Annotated in this window: 12 protein-coding genes and 4 pseudogenes; 11 read left to right on the forward strand and 5 right to left on the reverse strand. The window is 62.6% G+C overall.

The features are described from left to right. Positions 1–4: 4 nt before the first annotated feature. Positions 5–953, forward strand: a pseudogene (locus AAHM40_RS06195) (catalase); the annotation flags it as partial. Next, a complete protein-coding gene (locus tag AAHM40_RS06200; protein ID WP_342243975.1) occupies positions 954–1,289 on the forward strand; it encodes a catalase-related domain-containing protein in 336 nt (111 codons plus the stop codon). It begins immediately after the preceding pseudogene. Between the two features lie 68 nt (positions 1,290–1,357). On the opposite strand, the gene uvrA is transcribed toward AAHM40_RS06200, so the two are convergent. Then, positions 1,358–4,192, reverse strand: a complete 2,835-nt coding sequence (gene uvrA / locus AAHM40_RS06205; RefSeq protein ID WP_342243864.1) for an excinuclease ABC subunit UvrA — start codon at positions 4,190–4,192, stop codon at positions 1,358–1,360. Positions 4,193–4,400: 208 nt separating this feature from the next. Between uvrA and AAHM40_RS06210 the strand changes: the two genes are divergently transcribed. Together AAHM40_RS06210 and AAHM40_RS06215 are read left to right on the forward strand one after the other, a co-directional pair. Next, positions 4,401–5,795, forward strand: coding sequence for an MFS transporter (locus tag AAHM40_RS06210; protein ID WP_342243865.1), 1,395 nt, complete (start codon positions 4,401–4,403; stop codon positions 5,793–5,795). 9 nt (positions 5,796–5,804) lie between these two features. Further along, positions 5,805–6,290, forward strand: a complete 486-nt coding sequence (locus AAHM40_RS06215) for a single-stranded DNA-binding protein (protein ID WP_044872677.1) — start codon at positions 5,805–5,807, stop codon at positions 6,288–6,290. A gap of 214 nt (positions 6,291–6,504) precedes the next feature. Here AAHM40_RS06215 and AAHM40_RS06220 read toward each other — a convergent pair whose 3' ends face one another. Beyond that, complete coding sequence (locus AAHM40_RS06220; RefSeq protein ID WP_342243866.1) at positions 6,505–8,544, reverse strand: acyltransferase family protein; 2,040 nt, start codon at positions 8,542–8,544, stop codon at positions 6,505–6,507. Positions 8,545–9,048: 504 nt separating this feature from the next. On the opposite strand from AAHM40_RS06220, the gene AAHM40_RS06225 reads away from it, so the two are divergent. The 7 genes from AAHM40_RS06225 (at position 9,049) to AAHM40_RS06255 (ending at position 18,552) form a co-directional block, all read left to right on the forward strand. Further along, positions 9,049–9,798, forward strand: a complete 750-nt coding sequence (locus AAHM40_RS06225; RefSeq protein ID WP_342243867.1) for a FadR/GntR family transcriptional regulator — start codon at positions 9,049–9,051, stop codon at positions 9,796–9,798. Between the two features lie 528 nt (positions 9,799–10,326). Further along, the gene (gene kdgD, locus AAHM40_RS06230; RefSeq protein ID WP_028629252.1) at positions 10,327–11,238 is read left to right on the forward strand and encodes a 5-dehydro-4-deoxyglucarate dehydratase; all 912 of its coding nucleotides are present in this window, start codon (positions 10,327–10,329) and stop codon (positions 11,236–11,238) included. Positions 11,239–11,259: 21 nt separating this feature from the next. Continuing rightward, entirely contained in the window at positions 11,260–12,702 is a 1,443-nt protein-coding gene (locus AAHM40_RS06235) for an aldehyde dehydrogenase family protein (protein WP_342243868.1), read from the forward strand. Between the two features lie 395 nt (positions 12,703–13,097). Further along, positions 13,098–14,474, forward strand: coding sequence for an MFS transporter (locus AAHM40_RS06240; RefSeq protein WP_342243869.1), 1,377 nt, complete (start codon positions 13,098–13,100; stop codon positions 14,472–14,474). A gap of 18 nt (positions 14,475–14,492) precedes the next feature. Then, entirely contained in the window at positions 14,493–15,839 is a 1,347-nt protein-coding gene (gene gudD / locus AAHM40_RS06245; protein ID WP_342243870.1) for a glucarate dehydratase, read from the forward strand. A gap of 189 nt (positions 15,840–16,028) precedes the next feature. Beyond that, positions 16,029–17,585, forward strand: a complete 1,557-nt coding sequence (garD, locus tag AAHM40_RS06250) for a galactarate dehydratase (protein ID WP_342243871.1) — start codon at positions 16,029–16,031, stop codon at positions 17,583–17,585. A gap of 28 nt (positions 17,586–17,613) precedes the next feature. Further along, a complete protein-coding gene (locus AAHM40_RS06255; protein ID WP_342243872.1) occupies positions 17,614–18,552 on the forward strand; it encodes a 2-hydroxyacid dehydrogenase in 939 nt (312 codons plus the stop codon). 279 nt (positions 18,553–18,831) lie between these two features. Here AAHM40_RS06255 and AAHM40_RS06260 read toward each other — a convergent pair. The 3 pseudogenes from AAHM40_RS06260 to AAHM40_RS06270 all read right to left on the reverse strand — a co-directional run. Further along, a pseudogene (locus tag AAHM40_RS06260) lies at positions 18,832–18,924 on the reverse strand (OprD family outer membrane porin); the annotation flags it as partial. A gap of 22 nt (positions 18,925–18,946) precedes the next feature. Then, positions 18,947–19,165 (reverse strand): annotated as a pseudogene (locus AAHM40_RS06265) (STN domain-containing protein); the annotation flags it as partial. 225 nt (positions 19,166–19,390) lie between these two features. Continuing rightward, positions 19,391–19,729: pseudogene (locus tag AAHM40_RS06270) on the reverse strand (peptide ABC transporter substrate-binding protein); the annotation flags it as partial. Positions 19,730–19,738 lie beyond the last annotated feature (9 nt).

The raw sequence follows: 19,738 nt of genomic DNA on the forward strand, positions 1-19,738 counted from the left end.
TGTCGTGCACGCCAAGGGCTGGGGCGCCTATGGCACTCTGACTATCACCAGCGACATCACCCGATACAGCAAGGCTTCGGTTTTCTCCGAGGTCGGAAAGAAAACCCAAGTGCTCGCGCTTCTCAACCGTAGCCGGTGAGCCTGGCGCTGCAGACGCCGAGCACGACGTGCGAGGGTTCGCCCTGAAGTTCTACACGGAGCATGGGAACTGGGACGTTGTCGGGAACAACACGCCCGTGTTCTTCGTCCGCGATCCACTGAAGTTCCCTGATTTCATCGATACCCAGAAGCGCCATCCAAATACCAACCTGCGCTCCAACAGTGCGGCTTGGGATTTCTGGTCGCTGTCGCCGGAGAGCCTGCACCAGGTGACCATCCTGATGCCCGATCGTGGTCTGCCTACCGATGTGCGTCACATTAATGGCTACGGTTCGCATACCTACAGCTTCATCAATGCTGCCAACGAGCGCTTCTGGGTCAAGTTTCACTTCAAGACCCTGCAGGGTCACAAGCACTGGACGCACGCCGAGGCTGTGGACGTGGTCGGCCGTAGCCGCGAGACCACCCAGGAAGATATGTTCTACAGCATTGAGAACGGTGAATTCCCGAAATGGCGCTTCTGCGTTCAGGTCATCACCGAGGAGCAGGCGCGGCACGCCCGCTAAAACCCCTTCGACCTGACCAAGGTCTGGCCGCACGGTGAATTCCCGTTGATCGACGTCGGTATCCTAGAGTTGAATCGCAACCCGGATAGCTACTTCGCCGAGATCGAGCAGGCCGCGTTTTCGCCGTCGAACCTGGTCCCCGGCATCGTGCACTCGCCGGACAAGATGCTCCAGGCTCGTGTATTCAGCTATGCCGATGCGCACCGCTACCGCTTGGGCACTCACTATGAGGCGCTGCCGGTGAATGCGCCGAAGTGCCCGGTGCACCACTACCACAAGGACGGCGCAATGCGCTTCTTCGCCAACAACCCCAAGCCGGATGCCTACTACGAGCCGAATTCCTTCGGTGGTCCAGCTCAGTCGGCGTTGTACGCCGAGCCGCCGCTGGCTATCGACGGCGCTGCCGATCGCTATGACCATCGCGAAGGCAACGACGACTACAGCCAGCCCTGCGCGTTGTTCCTGCTGTTCGACGAAGGCCAGAAGCAGCGGCTGTGCGGCAACATCGCCGGGTCCATGGCTGGGGTTCCGCAGTTCATCATTGACCGTCAGTTAGCGCACTTCGATAAGGTGCACCCGGACTACGGCAACGGTGTGCGTGCCGCGCTGGAAGCTGCCAGATAACTCGCAGCTTCCTGTAAAGAAAAGGCCGGGCAGCAATGCCCGGCCTTTTCTCTTATGCGTCATATGGATCAGGCGCGATCGCGCTCCAGAAGAGGCTTGAGGAATCGCCCGGTGTGCGATTGAGGCATATCCGCGACTTCCTCTGGGGTACCGGTGGCAATGATCTGGCCACCCTTGGAGCCGCCTTCCGGGCCCAAGTCCACTAGCCAGTCCGCAGTCTTGATTACGTCCAGATTGTGTTCGATGACCACTACTGTGTTGCCGTGATCGCGCAGGCGGTGCAGTACGTCCAGCAACTGCTGGATGTCCGCGAAGTGGAGACCCGTTGTGGGCTCGTCGAGAATGTACAGCGTCTTGCCGGTATCACGCTTGGAGAGCTCGCGGGACAGCTTCACTCGCTGTGCCTCGCCGCCCGAGAGGGTCGTCGCCGACTGCCCCAGGCGGATGTAGGACAGGCCCACGTCCATCAAGGTCTGCAGTTTGCGGGCGATGGCGGGAACCGCGTCGAAGAACTCGCGAGCTTCTTCGATGGTCATCTCCAGCACTTCGTGGATGCTCTTGCCCTTGTAGCGGATCTCCAGGGTCTCGCGGTTGTAGCGCTTGCCCTTGCAGACGTCGCAGGGGACGTAGATGTCTGGCAGGAAGTGCATCTCCACCTTGATCACGCCGTCGCCCTGGCAGGCTTCGCAGCGGCCGCCCTTTACGTTGAAGGAGAAGCGCCCCGGGCCATAGCCGCGGGAGCGGGACTCCGGTACACCGGCAAACAGTTCACGGATCGGTGTGAACAGTCCGGTGTAGGTCGCGGGGTTAGAACGCGGCGTGCGACCAATGGGGCTCTGATCGATGTCCACCACCTTGTCGAGGTGCTGCAGGCCGTCGAAGCTCTCGTGGGTCGAGGCCTCCAGCGAGGTAGCGCCATTCAGCGCGGTGGCGGTGATGGGGAACAGGGTGTTGTTGATCAGCGTCGACTTGCCGGAGCCGGATACGCCGGTGACGCAGGTCAGCAGGCCCACAGGGATCTCCAGATTCACCTGCTGCAGATTGTTTCCGCTGGCGCCCTTCAACTTGAGGGACTTCTTCTTGTCCCGAGGCGTCCTCTTGGCCGGCACTTCGATCTTCACCCGGCCGGACAGGTACTTGCCGGTGAGCGAATCGGGATGGGCCATCACTTCGTCCGGTGTGCCTTCGGCGACGATCTGTCCGCCGTGTACGCCGGCCCCCGGACCAATGTCCACTACATAGTCGGCCAGGCGGATCGCGTCTTCGTCGTGTTCGACCACGATCACCGTGTTGCCCAGGTTGCGCAGGTGAGTGAGGGTGGCCAGCAGGCGCTCATTGTCCCGTTGGTGAAGGCCAATGGAAGGTTCGTCGAGGATGTACATCACCCCCACCAGGCCGGCGCCGATCTGGCTGGCCAGGCGGATACGCTGGGCTTCACCGCCTGAGAGGGTGTCGGCGCTGCGGTCCAGGGTCAGGTAGTCGAGGCCGACGTTGACCAGGAATTGCAGGCGCTCGCGGATTTCCTTGAGAATTTTCTCGGCGATCTCGCCGCGCCGACCGGTCAGGCTCAATCCGCCGAAGTAGTCCGCGGCATCGCCCACCGGCAGGCTGGTAACCGCCGGCAGGGTTTTGTCGCCTACCCACACATGGCGCGCCTCGCGGCGCAGGCGGGTACCACGACAGTCGGGGCAGGGCTGGGTGCTGAGGAACTTTGCCAGCTCTTCGCGCACGGTGGCCGATTCGGTTTCGCGGTAGCGGCGCTCCAGGTTGGGGATGATCCCCTCGAAGGGATGGGAACGCTTGACGATGTCGCCACGGTCATTGAGGTAGCGGAAGTCCACATCCTCGCGGCCGCTGCCGAAGAGGATCGCTTTCTGGTGTTCGGCGGAGAGTTCGTCGAAGGGCTTCTCCAGGCTGAACCCATAGTGCGAGGCCAGGGAGCCGAGCATCTGGAAGTAGTAGACGTTGCGACGGTCCCAGCCGCGAATGGCGCCTTCGGCGAGGGTCAGCTCGCCGTTGACCAGGCGCTTGGCGTCGAAGAACTGCTTCACCCCGAGGCCGTCGCAGGTGGGGCAGGCGCCGGCCGGGTTGTTGAAGGAGAACAGCTTGGGCTCGAGCTCGCTGATCGAGTGCCCGCAATGGGGGCAGGCGAAGCGCGCAGAGAAAATGATCTCATCGCCTACTTCATCATCCATGGGCGCCACCAGGGCGATGCCGTCTGCCAGGTTAATGGCCGTCTCGAAGGATTCCGCCAGGCGCTGCTGCAGGTCTTCACGGACCTTGAAGCGGTCCACCACCACATCGATGGAATGCTTCTTCTGCTTGTCCAGCTTGGGTAGCTCATCCAGCTCATAGAGTCGGCCGTTCACCCGAGCACGGACGAAGCCCTGGGCGCGCAGCTCTTCGAACACCGCCAGGTGCTCGCCCTTGCGCTCGCGGATCACCGGTGCCAGCAGCATCAGCTTGCGGCCTTCCGGCAGGGCCAGGACCTGGTCGACCATCTGGCTGACGGTCTGTGCTTCCAGCGGCACGTCGTGGTCCGGGCAGCGTGGCGTGCCGACGCGGGCATAAAGCAGGCGCAGGTAGTCGTAGATTTCGGTAATGGTTCCGACGGTGGAACGGGGGTTGTGGGAGGTGGATTTCTGCTCGATGGAGATGGCCGGAGAGAGACCTTCGATGGTGTCTACATCGGGCTTTTCCATCATCGACAGGAACTGTCGGGCGTATGCCGACAAGGACTCCACATAACGGCGCTGGCCTTCGGCATAGAGCGTGTCGAAAGCCAGCGACGACTTGCCGGAGCCGGACAGGCCGGTAATCACGATCAGCTTGTCGCGGGGCAGGGTGAGGTCGACGTTCTTCAGGTTATGGGTACGTGCCCCACGGATCAGGATCTTGTCCACAACGGCCTCACTTGGCGGTCGGAAACCGCCGATTATACGGCCCGCCAAGGGAGCGCGGCAAAGCGTCACAAGCGTGTCGCAATCCGCGGGGACTGCTAGAATGCGCGGCATTTTTCGGGCTCCGGCGGCAGCCGGGCACCCAGGACCGGGTGGTCAGCCAGGCAGGGGTGCATGACGCAGGCCCCGATCGTTATTCCCTGAGGCACCTATGCACGATTCCCACTCTGAACGTATGAGCGGCAGCGAAACGCGCGCGGCCAGCGGCCTGGCCCTGGTGTTCGCCTTCCGCATGCTCGGCATGTTCATGGTATTGCCGGTGCTGGCCACCTACGGTCAGGACCTCGCCGGCGCCACTCCGGCCCTGATCGGCCTGGCCATCGGTGCCTACGGCCTGACCCAGGCAGTGCTGCAGATACCCTTCGGCGTTATTTCCGACCGTATCGGTCGCCTGCCGGTGATCTATATCGGTCTGCTGATCTTCGCCGCCGGCGCCGTCGTGGCAGCCAATGCCGACTCCATCTGGGGTGTGATCGCCGGACGTGTACTGCAGGGGGCTGGCGCCATCTCCGCGGCGGTCATGGCGCTGCTCTCCGACCTCACCCGCGAACAGCACCGCACCAAAGCGATGGCCATGATCGGCATGAGCATCGGCGTGTCCTTCGCCGTTGCCATGGTGGTCGGTCCGCTGCTGACACGCGCTTTTGGCCTGTCCGGGTTGTTCTGGGCCACGGCCATCATGGCGCTGTTCGGGATCGTGATTGTTGCCACCATGGTTCCGCGTGCCGCGCACCCGTTGCAGCACCGCGAATCCGGCGTGGCGGGCCAGGCATTGCTGCCCACCCTGAAGCATCCTGACCTGCTGCGGCTTGACTTCGGCATCCTCGCTCTGCACGCCATCCTGATGGCCAGCTTCGTTGCCCTGCCGCTGGCGCTGGTTGAAAAGGCCGGCCTGCCCAGGGACGAACACTGGTGGGTCTACCTCACTGCGTTGCTTGTGGGCTTCTTCGGCATGGTGCCTTTCATCATCTATGGCGAGAAGAAGCGCCAGATGAAGAACGTCCTGGTCGGTGCGGTCGCCGTGCTCTGCGCCTGCGAGCTGTTCTTCTGGCAGTTCGGTAACAGCCTGCGCGCCCTGGTCTTTGGCGCCATCGTCTTCTTCACCGCCTTCAACCTGCTGGAAGCGTCGCTGCCGTCGCTGATCAGCAAGGTCGCCCCGGCCGGCGGCAAGGGCACCGCGATGGGCGTCTATTCGACCAGCCAGTTCCTTGGCGCGGCGATCGGCGGCATCCTCGGTGGCTGGTTGTTCCAACATGGCGGGCTGTCGACGGTGTTCGTCGGCTGTGCGGTGGTCTGTGCGATTTGGCTGGCCATTGCTGTTACTATGCGTGAACCTCCGTACGTGACCAGCCTGCGCCTGCCGCTCAGTGCAGCGGCCGTGGCCGATACCGGGCTGGTTGCGCGTTTGCTGGCTCTGCCCGGAGTGGCAGATGCCGTCGTGGTGGCCGAAGAGGCGGCCATTTACATCAAAGTGGATTCTGAAAAACTGGACCGCACGTCCCTGGAGCGCCTGATCGAATCGGCCCCGGAACGTGCTGAAGCCTAGGAGAACGTCATGGCCCGTGGGGTTAACAAAGTCATTCTGGTTGGTAACGTCGGTGGTGATCCGGAAACCCGCTACTTGCCCAACGGCAACGCGGTGACCAACGTCACCCTGGCCACCAGCGAGTCCTGGAAGGACAAGCAGACCGGCCAGCAGCAGGAGCGTACCGAGTGGCACCGCGTGGTGTTCTTCGGCCGTCTCGCCGAGATCGCCGGTGAGTACCTGCGCAAGGGCTCGCAAGTCTACGTCGAAGGTTCCCTGCGCACCCGCGAGTGGGAAAAGGACGGCGTGAAGCGTTACACCACCGAGATCGTGGTCGACATCAACGGCCAGATGCAGTTGCTCGGCGGCCGTCCCGGCAGCGAAGGCGACGCCCCGCGTGCTCCGCGCCCGCAGCGCGAGCCGCAGCAGTCCGCCCCGCAGCAGCGCCCGGCTCCGCAGCCCGCTGCCCAGCCGGCGCCGGACTACGACAGCTTCGACGACGACATCCCGTTCTGACCCTACCCGGGATTTTTTCCTGAGGTTTAGGCTGAAACCCCCGCACTGCGGGGGTTTCGCGTTTCTGCGCACTCAAACCCGTGCTCCGATGATCAGTACCTGGCAACGGTAACTCGGCCGGGCGATCTGTGCAGGGCTGCAGCCAGGTCCTGTGTGCGATGCGTGAATGGGGTATGAGTGTTCAGGAAAGGGCATTGCCCCCATTGATATGACGCTATGAGCCATTGTTCGGAGCGGGAGGCCTTCGTGCCATGTCTTCCGATGGCGGTGCATTCGATGTGAACACCTGCCTGAACATGGGTGTTAACAGCTTGTTGCCATACTCACTCAGGTGGTCATCATCGTAATAAAGTGGACGGCCGTTCTTGCTTCCCTGGCAGCGCCCTTCACTACAGAGGTAGGGTAAAGGGTCCAGGATCTTGACGTCACAGCGCCGGGCAGCCTCGTCTTGAGCACTCCACACAAAGGCGTGCCTTTTGTGATACTCGTCAATGGAGATCGAAACCTCCTCGGGCTTGCCAAATAGCAAAGAGCGAGAAATTGTTTTTGGTACGTTGACCATCATTTCCGGGAATGGGCGCACCAGGTATACAGGGCGTTCCTTTGCAATGCTGCAAGCGGTTTCTATAAGTCGTTCCTTGAATTCGTCAAGATACTCCTTGGTTGGCGTGTCATGGATCTTAGAGAAATAGGCTAGTAGCTTGTTTGTGCGTCGATCGGGGTTGTGGTCGCCAAAGGCGTAGGCCGAAGTCCTGTTTACGATGATAAGTGGGATGTTTTTGCTGTATTTCCTTAGGTTTGAAATCGCCCATTCATTGAAGCCGTGGCAGTCTTCACGGCTGTCGGTGTCCTGGGGGATGATATGAATGCCACTTATTGTTGGGCAGCTGACATAGCTCCAGTCTACGATGCCTTCGTCTTCGTTATACAAGGCCGCCTGAACCGAGGTTGTTATCGCATCCGCATGGCTATCACCCATGACGATGGCCCTTACATGCTTTCCTCCATAGATGCACGATCTTGATTCGACTCCGCCTTTGGTAAGGCATTGATCGCGCCGTGGCTTTACGTTAAGCGATTCGTTTGCTGCGGTTTCAATATTGTTCTGGATGCGACTTTCAAGGTTTTGATAGCGAACGCCGACGGCAATGCATCCGGTTGCAATCACGGATGCTCCAAGTATTGCGATGTTGTTCTTCAGGACGAAGTTGCTTGACCATTTTCGAGTTGGATTTTCAATCCAGTGATAAGAAAGTTCGCCTAGCGCGACGCTGATTAATAATCCGGCTGCGATCCAGTGGCTTTCGTGTTGAACCCCTGCGTAAGTGAAGAGGACCACCACTGGCCAGTGCCATAGATAAATCGAGTAGGAACTGTTGCCCAGCCTTTGGGTGATAACGTTGGTCGTGAATGGCGAGTTACGACGGCTGGCTGCCAGTGTCAGCATTGCACCTATCGCGGGTAACGCAGCATATCCACCGGGCCAGGCGGTTTCTGCATCAAATAGCTCGATGGAGAGTACGATCATGGCCAGGCCAGTGAGTTCCATTGCTTGGGCTTGTCGTGCATGGAAGGTACGTTGACGGGTAACCCACCAGACCATTCCACCGGCCAGCATTTCCCAGGCTCGAGCGGGAAGTAAATAAAAGGCCGCTCCTTGGGCGTGATGCGTGAGATAGATAGAGTATGCGAATGAAATTCCCCCGACACCGAGCATGGCCCACTTGACCCATTGCTTGCCGAATAGGCGCCAGATGATCACTATCGCCAATGGCAGAAGAATATAAAACTGCCATTCGACCGACAGGGACCATGTATGCAGTAGCCATTTGTCATGGGATTCCGAATCAAAATAACCTGATTCACTCCAGAACTTTATATTGGACAGGAAGACAATGGCGGTTGCCGCGTGAGTTCCGAGCTTCCGGTAATCAACCGTCGGAAGCCAAAACCAACCCAGGATCAACAGGGTAATGCAAAGGACCAGCAGGGCAGGAATGATTCGGTTGGCGCGCGCAATGTAGAATTTCCAAATGGAGAAGCTCTGTTTGTCCATGCCGGAAATGATGATCTGCGTCATCAGGAAGCCGGAGATCACAAAGAATACGTCGACGCCAATGAAGCCGCCGGAGAATCCCGGAACGTCGAAGTGGTATAGCAGCACGGCAATTACAGCCCAAGCCCGTAGTCCATTGATATCATTGCGAAATGATTTTTGGGCGGGAATTGGCGAAGTAGTTGGCGTTAAGGGCATGGCAGGTCAAATTTCCTGACAACCAGGTTTAACTGTTGGCCGCGGGTGGCCGATGATTTGTTACTTCAGCCTAGCGCCTATGCGCATGATTTCTTGCTTTATAAGATGTCGTTTGTCGTCTGTAGCTGGTCGTCTGTCGCTCAGCGAGCGACTGCTCAAGGACAGCCAGGTGGGAGTGAACCGATGAATCAGGCATTGGGAGTACGGCCCTGACCTTCTTGGTCGAGGCCTGGTGGCAATGGAGTTCTCGCAAACCCTGAAACCGGCTCGATCAGTACCGGTAAACCCAGAAGCGGCCTCCGGCGGTGCCTTTCCCCTTGCCCGGCGAGGGGATTCCGGTCGCTCATTCGAAGTCGAACGTCAAGGTAGCCCTGGTATCGAAGGGCAGCGCTCAGGGTCCGTCCTTTCACTTCTGGTGGCGACTAGAGATCCTGAGGATGAGTGTCATCGTACAACTCGGTGGGCTATGATGGTCGCTCAGTTCTAGCCGGATCGACCTTCACGATGGACAACCCAAGCCCCCAGCAACGCCCGCGGCGCAAGCACCGCAGCCTGGCGCAGGAGCTGGTGACCGAGCTCTCCCAGCAGATCCAGAATGGTGTGATCAAGCGAGGTGAGAAGCTGCCCACCGAGTCGGCCATCATGGAAGCGCAGGGTGTCAGCCGCACTGTGGTGCGCGAGGCCATTTCACGGCTGCAGGCGGCCGGCCTGGTGGAAACCCGCCACGGCATCGGCACCTTCGTGCTGGATATCCCGAGCCCCAGTGGCTTCCGCATCGACCCGGCGACCATCGTCACTCTGCGCGATGTCATGGCCATTCTCGAGCTGCGCATCAGCCTGGAGGTGGAGTCCGCCGGGCTGGCTGCACAGCGCCGCAGTCCTGAGCAGCTGACCGCCATGCGCGAAGCGCTGGACACCTTCCTCAGCGCAGCCCATGGCACCGATGCGGTGGCCTCGGATTTCCAGTTCCACCTGCAGATCGCCCTGGCCACCGGCAACCGCTACTTCACCGACATCATGACCCACCTGGGCACCAGCATCATTCCGCGCACCCGGCTCAACTCGGCGCGTATCGCCCATGACGATCGGGAGCATTACCTCGCTCGCCTGAGCCGTGAGCACGAGGATATCTATGAGGCCATTGCCCGCCAGGACAGCGACGCGGCCCGGGCAGCCATGCGCCTGCACCTGACCAACAGCCGCGAGCGTCTGCGCCAGGCCCACGAAGAGGCCGAGAAGGCCCGCCACGGCTGAGGCCGGCCCGTACGGGACAAGGGCCGCATCATGCGGCCCTTGTTGTTTGTGCGCTTGGCCGATGATCCCTTCCCGAGTTCGGTGGTGGGCTGAAGCCCGCCCTACGCGGAGCGCCGCCCGGCCCACCCTGCGATTCCCGTTCGTGAGTCCGACGGTCGCGGCGGAGGAGGGCGAATCGCTTTTTCTCATTCCCCCGGTTGTCGATTTCGAGTCTATGTTATATGTTGTCGTACAACTAATTGGATTGTTTCAGCGCACTGCTGGAGCCGCCTGGTCGCAGGACCAGGCACGCAAGGCAGGTTTCTTGCCGCCCTCGAATCCTCTGATGGCGGCCGTTTTAGGGGTTAAGTCCTGATATAGAGCCTTTCCATGGACTGGAAGGATGCCGGCCAACGCCGCGCCTGGAAAGCGGGCGAAGAGCGAACAGAGGGATGAGTGGGGGTTGGCAATCTTTTTAGTTGTACGATAACGTATCTCTCAGGCCGAATTGCCGGCTCCACTCAAACCGCTTCGCAGGGTGCTCGAATAATGAATCCACAAGAACTCAAGTCCATCCTCTCCTCCGGCCTGCTGTCCTTTCCCGTTACGGACTTCGACGCTGCCGGCAACTTCCGCGCCGACACCTATGCCCGTCGCCTGGAATGGCTGGCGCCTTACGGTGCTTCGGCGCTCTTCGCCGCGGGCGGTACCGGTGAGTTCTTCTCCCTTGCGCCGGACGAGTACTCCGCCGTCATCAAGACTGCCGTCGACACCTGCGCCGGCAGCGTGCCGATCCTCGCCGGTGTTGGCGGTCCCACCCGTCAGGCTATCCAGTACGCCCAGGAAGCCGAGCGCCTTGGTGCCAAGGGCCTGCTGCTGTTGCCGCATTACCTGACCGAAGCGAGTCAGGAAGGCGTGGCCGCCCATGTCGAGCAGGTCTGCAAGTCGGTGAACATCGGCGTGGTGGTCTATAACCGCAACGTCTGCCGCCTGACTCCGGCGCTGCTGGAACAACTGGCCGAGCGCTGCCCGAACCTGATTGGCTACAAGGACGGCCTGGGCGACATTGAACTGATGGTCGCCATCCGCCGTCGTCTCGGTGACCGCTTCAGCTACCTGGGCGGCCTGCCTACCGCCGAGGTTTATGCAGCCGCCTACAAGGCACTTGGCGTGCCGGTGTATTCCTCTGCGGTGTTCAACTTCATCCCGAAGACCGCGATGGACTTCTACAACGCCATCGCCCGTGACGACCACGAAACCGTCGGCAAGCTGATCGACGACTTCTTCCTGCCCTACCTGGAAATCCGCAACCGCCGCGCGGGCTATGCCGTCAGCATCGTGAAAGCCGGCGCGCGAATCGCCGGTTATGACGCCGGTCCGGTCCGCGCACCGCTGACCGACTTGCTGCCCGACGAGTACGAGCGTCTCGCCGCGCTGATCGACGCCCAGGGCGCGCAGTAATCCGCAACCAGGAGAAGGCTCGTGACTGAGAAACGCTTCGACAATTACATAGGTGGGGAGTGGGTGGCTGGCAGCGGCTACTCGCGCAACATCAACCCCTCCGACCTCTCCGACTGCCTGGGCGAGTACGCCCAGGCTGACGCCGCCCAGGTGGCCCAGGCCATCGAAGCCGCCCGCGCGGCGTTCCCGGCCTGGTCCGTTTCCGGCATCCAGGCCCGCGCCGACGCGCTTGACAAGGTGGGCAGCGAGATCCTCGCCCGCCGCGAAGAGCTGGGCACCCTGCTGGCGCGGGAAGAGGGCAAGACCCTGCCCGAAGCCATTGGCGAGGTCAGCCGCGCCGGCAACATCTTCAAGTTCTTCGCTGGTGAGTGCCTGCGCCTGTCCGGCGAAGTCGTGCCCTCGGTACGGCCCGGTGTCTCGGTGGAGGTCACCCGCGAACCCCTGGGTGTGATCGGCCTGATCACGCCCTGGAACTTCCCCATCGCCATTCCGGCCTGGAAGATCGCCCCGGCGCTGGCTTACGGCAACTGCGTGGTCTTCAAGCCCGCCGACCTGGTGCCGGGCAGTGCCTGGGCGCTGGCCGAAATCATCTCCCGCGCCGGTTTCCCCGCTGGCGTGTTCAACCTGGTGATGGGCAGTGGCCGCGTAGTCGGTGAGGCGATGGTCAATGACGCACGCGTCGACGGCATCAGCTTTACCGGTTCCGTCGGCGTCGGCCGCAGCATCGCTGCCGCCTGCGTCGCTCGCGGTGCCAAGGTCCAGTTGGAGATGGGCGGCAAGAACCCGCAGGTAATCCTCGATGACGCCGACCTCAAGACCGCCGTCGAGCTCGCCGTGCAGAGTGCTTTCTACTCCACAGGCCAGCGCTGCACCGCCAGCAGCCGCCTGATCGTCACCGCCGGTATCCACGACCGTTTCGTCGAGGCGATGGCCGAGCGCATGCGTGCCATCCGCGTGGGCCACGCTCTGCAGACCGGCATCGATGTCGGCCCTGTGGTGTCCCAGGCGCAACTGGAACAGGACCTGCGCTACATCGACATCGGCCGCGACGAAGGCGCGCGCCTGGTGGCCGGTGGCGAGCGCGTGCGCTGCGACACCGAGGGCTACTTCATGGCGCCTGCACTGTTCGCCGATAGCGAGGCGGGCATGCGCATCAGCCGCGAGGAAATCTTCGGCCCGGTGGCCAACGTCATCCGCGTCGCCAGCTTTGATGAGGCGCTGGCGCTGGCCAACGATACCGAGTTCGGCCTGTCCGCCGGTATCGCCACCACCTCGCTCAAGCACGCCAACCACTTCAAGCGTCACGCCCAGGCCGGAATGGTCATGGTCAACCTGCCCACTGCCGGGGTGGATTACCACGTGCCGTTTGGTGGTCGCAAAGGTTCGTCCTACGGCCCGCGCGAACAAGGTCGCTACGCCCAGGAGTTCTACACCACGGTGAAGACCACCTACATCGGGAGCTGATCCGACGCGTCAGAAAAACGTGGGGCAGGGCCTGCCCCGCGCTTCAACAGGGACTACCGGTACAACAACAAGCACAGGTAGGAAATGCTCGTGAAGATCGAACGAGTCAGAGTCACACCCATCGCCTTGCGCGATGCATCGCTGTCACGTGCCCGTAGCGGTCGCTTTCAGGGCGCGTCCACCCTCCACGTCCTCCTGGCCGGGTGTCACGAGCTGTCACCTTCCATCGAGAGCCGAAGTCGGAATGACGCACGGCAGATGCGCAAGTACGACCCGGCCCGGACAATCCACAAACCGAGGTTCTGAACCCCACCCGCTGCTTGCGGAATGCACTACGACACTCGCGCGAAGATCCGCGTGAGTTCTTCGACAAGAACAATTCAGAGAGAAGAACCATGGGCGAAGCACTCAAACAATCCCGTGTGCGTTACCTGATCCTGTTCATGCTGTTCCTGGTGACCACGATCAATTACGCCGACCGCGCCACCATCTCCATTGCCGGCTCCGCCATCCAGAAGGAGCTCGGCATCGACGCCGTCATGCTCGGCTACATCTTCTCCGCCTTTGGCTGGGCCTACGTGCTCGGCCAGATCCCGGGCGGATGGCTGCTGGACCGCTTCGGCTCCAAGCGTGTCTACGCCTTCAGCATCTTCACCTGGTCGCTGTTCACCCTCTTGCAGGGCTTCGTCGACATGGTGCCGATCGCTTGGTCGGTGGCGACCCTGTTCATGCTGCGCTTTTTGGTGGGCTTCGCCGAGGCGCCGTCCTTCCCGGGCAACGCGCGCATCGTCGCCGCCTGGTTCCCCACCGCCGAGCGCGGCACGGCGTCCGCCATCTTCAATTCCGCGCAGTACTTCGCCACAGTACTTTTCGCCCCGCTGATGGGCTGGATCGTCCACAGCCTGGGCTGGGAACACGTCTTCATCGTCATGGGCACCATCGGCATCCTGTTCTCCGGGGTCTGGCTGAAGTTCATCTACAACCCCAAGGAACACCCGCTGGCCAACCAGGCGGAGATCGACCACATCGCCGCCAACGGCGCCCTGGTGGACATGGACCAGAACCGCAAGCTGCCGGGCAACGGGCCGAAGTGGGAGCACATCAAGCAACTGGTCAGCAACCGCATGATGGCCGGCATCTACCTGGGCCAGTTCTGCATCAACGCGCTCACCTACTTCTTCCTTACCTGGTTCCCGGTGTACCTGGTGCAGGAGCGCGGCATGACCATTCTCAAGGCCGGCATCATCGCCTCCTTGCCGGCCATCTGCGGCTTCATCGGCGGCGTGCTTGGCGGTGTGCTGTCCGACTGGATGCTGCGCCGTGGCCATTCCCTCAGTGTGGCGCGCAAGACTCCGATCGTCTGCGGCATGCTGCTGTCGATGAGCATGATCCTCTGCAACTACGTGGACGCTGACTGGATGGTGGTGGGCTTCATGGCCCTGGCCTTCTTCGGCAAAGGCATCGGGGCCCTCGGCTGGGCGGTGATGTCGGACACTTCACCCAAGCAGATCGCCGGCCTGTCCGGTGGCATCTTCAACACCTGCGGCAACCTGTCTTCGATCACCACCCCCATCGTCATCGGCTACATCATCGCCGCCACCGGCTCCTTCAAGTGGGCCCTGGTGTTCGTTGGCGTCAACGCCTTCATCGCCGCGTTCAGCTACCTGTTCATCGTCGGCGAGATCAAGCGTGTCGAACTCAAGGGCGAAAAGCCTGAAGCCGGCGCCACGGCGACCGCTCCCGAGACAACCGCCGCCAGCCCGGCCCGTTAACCCGAGAAGGACAGCAAGATGACTCAGCACCAACTGCCCAGCAGCACCCCGCGCATCACCGAGCTCACCGTCGTGCCGGTGGCCGGTCAGGACAGCATGCTGCTCAACCTCAGCGGCGCCCACGCTCCGTACTTCACCCGCAACGTGGTGATTCTCAAGGACAACGCCGGCCATGTAGGCGTGGGCGAGGTTCCCGGCGGAGAAGCCATTCGCCAGACCCTGGAGGATGCCCGCGCGTTGCTTGTGGGCCAGTCCATCGGCAACTACCAACGCCTGCTCAACCAGGTGCGCCAGGCATTCGCCGACCGCGACTCCGGTGGCCGTGGCCTGCAAACCTTCGATCTGCGCATCGCCATCCATGCCGTCACGGCCCTGGAGGCGGCCTTGCTCGACCTGCTCGGCCAGCACCTGGAAGTGCCGGTGGCCGCCCTGCTCGGCGAAGGCCAGCAGCGCGACGAAGTGGAAATGCTCGGCTACCTGTTCTATGTCGGCGACCGCAACAAGACCGAGCTCGACTACCGCAGCGAAGTGGACGCCGATGACGCCTGGTTCCGCCTGCGCAACGAAGAGGCGCTGACCCCTGAAACGGTCGTGCGCCTGGCCGAGGCGGCCCATGCCCGCTACGGCTTCAACGACTTCAAGCTCAAGGGCGGCGTCCTGCGCGGCGAAGAGGAAATCGAGGCGGTCACCGCACTGGCCGAACGCTTCCCCGAGGCTCGCATCACCCTCGACCCCAATGGCGCCTGGTCCCTGAAGGACGCCATCAGGCTGTGCCGCGACCAGCACCGTGTGCTGGCCTACGCAGAAGACCCCTGCGGTGCCGAGAACGGCTACTCCGGCCGCGAGGTGATGACCGAGTTCCGCCGCGCCACTGGCCTGCCCACCGCCACCAATATGATCGCCACCGATTGGCGCCAGATGGGCCACGCCATCTCCCTGCAATCGGTGGACATCCCCCTGGCCGACCCGCACTTCTGGACCATGCAAGGCTCGGTGCGCGTCGCGCAGATGTGCAACGACTGGGGCCTGACCTGGGGCTCCCATTCCAACAACCACTTCGACATCTCCCTGGCGATGTTCACCCACGTCGCCGCGGCGGCGCCGGGCAAGATCACCGCCATCGATACCCACTGGATCTGGCAGGACGGCCAGCGCCTGACCAGGGAGCCGCTGCGTATCAAAGGCGGCAAGGTGGCGGTGCCGCAGAAGCCGGGCCTGGGTATCGAATTGGATATGGACGAACTGGCCAAGGCCCACGCGCTGTACAAGTCCAAGGGCCTGGGCGCTCGCGACGACGCCATCGCCATGCAGTACCTGGTGCCGAACTGGTCCTTCAACAACAAGCGTCCCTGCCTGGTGCGTTGAAGCAGACTCGTAGGGTGGACATCGCTCTTCATGTCCACCATTGGCGGGTGATCCCACCTCCGATGGTGGATCGGTGAAGCGTGATCCACCCGGTTAGACGTGCGGACAACAGAACAACAACAGAGTCAGTGCCGTAGGGTGGGCTTCAGCCCACCGTCGATGCCTGAACTCAGAACAACGGAGTCAGCCATGCAGTTGATCCAACACCAGGACTCGCCTCGCCACGTGCGCCTGCACCCGGACGACAACGTCGCCATCGTGGTCAACGAACAGGGCGTCGCCGAAGGCGGCCAGTTTCCCGATGGCCTGGTCACCTGTGAATCCATTCCCCAGAGCCACAAGGTCACCCTGGTGGACATTCCTGCTGGCGGCGCCGTGCTGCGTTACGGCACCGTCATTGGCCATGCCTTGACGCCCATTCCCCGCGGCAGCTGGGTACGCGAGGAACTGCTGAGCATTCCCGAAGCGCCGGGGTTGGAAAACCTGCCCATGGCCACTGCCGTGCCTGCGCCCATGGCGGAGCTTCCCGGCTACACCTTCGAAGGGTTCCGCAATCCGGACGGCAGTGTCGGCACGCGCAATATCCTTGGTGTGACCACCACGGTGCAGTGCGTAACCGGCGTGCTGGATCACTGCGTCGACCGCGTGCGCAAGGAAGTCCTGCCGAAATACCCCAATGTCGATGACGTGGTCGCACTGACCCACAGCTACGGCTGCGGCGTGGCGATCAATGCACCGGATGCGGTGATCCCGATCCGCACCCTGCACAACATCGCACGCAATCCCAACCTTGGCGGCCAGGCGCTGGTGATCGGACTTGGCTGCGAGAAGCTGCAGGCCGAACACCTGATGCCGGGCGATGAGCTCACCGCCGGCCAGGACGAGGAAGCCTGGCTGTTCCGCCTGCAGGATTCCGCCAGCGGCTTCGCCGGCATGGTCGAGCAGATCATGGGCATGATCGAGGACCGCCTGAAGGTCCTCGACCAGCGCCGGCGGGAAACCTGCCCAGCGTCCGAGCTGGTGCTGGGCATGCAGTGTGGCGGCAGCGATGCCTTCTCCGGCGTCACCGCCAACCCCGCCCTGGGTGTGGCCGCTGACCTGCTGGTGCGCGCCGGCGCCACCGTGATGTTTTCGGAAAACACCGAAGTGCGAGACGGCATCCACCTGCTCACCCCGCGCGCCGCGACCCCCGAAGTGGCCCAGGCGCTGGTGCGCGAGATGGACTGGTACGACCGCTACCTGGCCCGAGGCATGGCCGACCGCAGCGCCAACACCACGCCCGGCAACAAGAAGGGCGGGCTGAACAACATCGTCGAAAAGGCCATGGGCTCCATCGCCAAGTCCGGCAACAGCGCCATCGCTGGCGTTGTCGCTCCCGGCGAGCGCGTGCGCGGCAAGGGCCTGCAGTATTGCGCGACCCCGGCCAGCGACTTCGTCTGCGGCACCCTGCAACTGGCCGCCGGCATGAACCTGCATGTATTCACCACCGGACGCGGCACGCCCTACGGCCTGTCCATGGTGCCGGTGATCAAGGTCTCCACGCGCACCCAACTGGCTGAGCGCTGGCCCGACCTGATCGACGTTGACGCCGGACGCATCACCAGCGGACGCATCACACTGGATGAGATGGGCTGGGAGCTGTTCCGCTACTACCTGGACGTGGCCAGCGGTCGTGAGCACACCTGGGCGGAGAAGCACCGGCTGCACAACGACCTGACCCTGTTCAACCCCGCGCCGGTGACCTGAGTTACCGGCGTCGCATCGGAGATTCCGGATGGAGCCCAAGATCCTCCACGTCGGCCCGCTGACCGAGCGCTTCAACCAGCGCCTGGCCAATGAGCATGACGTTGTGCCGCTGTGGCAGCAGGGCGATGCCTTGGCCTTTCTCGATGCGCACGGCACCGCGTTCGAGGTGGTGGTCACCTCGGCGCGTTTCGGCTGCTCCGCCGCCATGCTCGAGCGACTGCCCAAGGTGCGCGCCATCTGCAGTTTCGGTGTCGGCTACGACGCCATCGCCATCGATGCGGCGCGCCAGCGTGGCATCCAGGTCAGCTCCACGCCGGACGTGCTCAACGACTGCGTGGCCGACCTGGCCATGGGCTTGCTGATCGACTGCGCGCGGCATATCAGTGCGGCGGATCGTTTCGTGCGTGCCGGTCTTTGGCCGGCTGGCAACTTCCCCCTGGCGAGCAAGGTCAGCGGCAAGCGGTTGGGCATCGTCGGCCTCGGCCGCATCGGCAAGGATGTCGCGCGCCGAGCGGGGGGCTTCGACATGCTGGTGCGCTACCACAACCGCCGACCGGACGCTGACGCCCCCTACGGTTTCGAGCCGGACCTGCAGGCGCTGGCCCGCTGGGCGGACTTCCTGGTGCTGACCTGCCCCGGGGGCGCTGCCACACATCATCTGATCTCTGCCGCGGTGCTGGAGGCCCTGGGGCCGGAGGGCATTCTCATCAACGTTGCCCGGGGTTCGGTGGTGGACGAGCCGGCGCTTGTTGCCGCCCTGGCCGAAGGCCGTCTGGGCGGTGCCGGGCTGGATGTGTTCGAGTCCGAGCCCCATGTACCCGAGGCACTTTTCGCACTGGACAACGTGGTGCTGGCGCCGCATGTCGGCAGCGGCAGCCGTGATACCCGCTTGCAGATGGAAGAACTGGTGTTCGCCAACCTGCGGGCATTCCTCGACAAGGGCGAGGTGCTGACCCCGGTGGTCTGAACTCGCCCGCTCCCCATAGCGGTGGTCGCGTCGGGCGGCCCCACTATGCGGCCCCGGCCACAAGCCGGACGCCGTTTCCTCCCACGAAATTGAGCTGCAGATTCGCAGTGATGGCGCACCACGAGTGCGCCGATTTTTTCGTCTCCCCAGGTTTTTGTCGGTCAGGTAGAGGAACGAAACCCAGCGATCTCGGGTTTCGTATTGTCCTGTGGGCCCAGCCGCCCTCACCCCAGCCCTCTCCCTGAGGGAGAGGGGGCGATCCGAGTCAGTGCGGATAACTCAGAGAATCGACAGGGGATAGTTGATGATCAGGCGGTTCTCGTCGAACTCGTTGTTGCTGAAGTCGCGGCGAATGCTCGCGGTGCGCCACTGATGTAGCGGTTCATCAGCGTCAGGCCGGCACGTCGCGCAGCACGAAGCTGCCGCCGCCGAGGTTCTCTGCCTGCAGCGAGGTTCCGTCGAGCAATTGCGCCAGGCCGGCTTGCGCCGAGTAGGTGCCATTCAGGCCCTGGGTACTGAGGCCGCGGGTTTGCGCCGGAGTGGCGGAGAGGTTGATGCCGGCTTCGCGGGCGAAGCGGTTCAGCGCCTCATCCAGGGCCCCAGCGGGAATGGCGCAGCTTGAATTCATTCCCTTTGCCATGGCAGGCGGAAAAACCCGCCAGAAAATTCAAAGGTCAATCCTGTAGGGGCGATTTCAATCGCCAAGGGCGGCGCAGTTGCCCCCAAAGGACCTCGACGGGAAGGCCGTCGGCCGCATGGCGAATGAATTGCCTCGGTCTGCATTGCGTATTGTAAGCAGCCGCATTGCCCCTACACAGTGAGTTCTTCGCCAGAACGCTCAGGCCCTGGCCTCCACCGTCACCCACCAACGGGTGCGGTAGTGCAGTTGTACCGGCAGGGTGCGTGGAAGCAGGGCCAGCAGTTTGTCGGTGTCGTCCAGGCGGAACACGCCGGAGAGACGCAGGTCATGGATGCTTTCGGCGCAGGCCAGGTGGCCATGGCGATAGCGCGAGACTTCGGCGAGGAAGTCTGCAAGGCGCATGTCGCGGGTGACGATCAGCCCGTCGACCCAGGCCCCGGCCTCGAAGTCCAGTTGTTGCACCGGGCGGATGCCCTCCCGGGTCAGATCGAAGCTCTGGCCTGCCTCGACTGCTGGGGCTTTTACAACTGCGCCGTGTGCCGGGGC

It is taken from the genome of Pseudomonas sp. OTU5201, assembly GCF_038440135.1.
Lineage (GTDB): Bacteria > Pseudomonadota > Gammaproteobacteria > Pseudomonadales > Pseudomonadaceae > Metapseudomonas > Metapseudomonas resinovorans.

Coding starts and splice junctions, on each gene's coding strand:
- AAHM40_RS06200 (WP_342243975.1), top strand. CDS start 954: ATGCGCTTCTTCGCCAACAACCCCAAGCCGGATGCCTACTACGAGCCG.
- AAHM40_RS06210 (WP_342243865.1), top strand. CDS start 4,401: ATGCACGATTCCCACTCTGAACGTATGAGCGGCAGCGAAACGCGCGCG.
- AAHM40_RS06215 (WP_044872677.1), top strand. CDS start 5,805: ATGGCCCGTGGGGTTAACAAAGTCATTCTGGTTGGTAACGTCGGTGGT.
- AAHM40_RS06220 (WP_342243866.1), bottom strand. CDS start 8,544: ATGCCCTTAACGCCAACTACTTCGCCAATTCCCGCCCAAAAATCATTT.
- AAHM40_RS06225 (WP_342243867.1), top strand. CDS start 9,049: ATGGACAACCCAAGCCCCCAGCAACGCCCGCGGCGCAAGCACCGCAGC.
- kdgD (WP_028629252.1), top strand. CDS start 10,327: ATGAATCCACAAGAACTCAAGTCCATCCTCTCCTCCGGCCTGCTGTCC.
- AAHM40_RS06240 (WP_342243869.1), top strand. CDS start 13,098: ATGGGCGAAGCACTCAAACAATCCCGTGTGCGTTACCTGATCCTGTTC.
- gudD (WP_342243870.1), top strand. CDS start 14,493: ATGACTCAGCACCAACTGCCCAGCAGCACCCCGCGCATCACCGAGCTC.
- garD (WP_342243871.1), top strand. CDS start 16,029: ATGCAGTTGATCCAACACCAGGACTCGCCTCGCCACGTGCGCCTGCAC.
- AAHM40_RS06255 (WP_342243872.1), top strand. CDS start 17,614: ATGGAGCCCAAGATCCTCCACGTCGGCCCGCTGACCGAGCGCTTCAAC.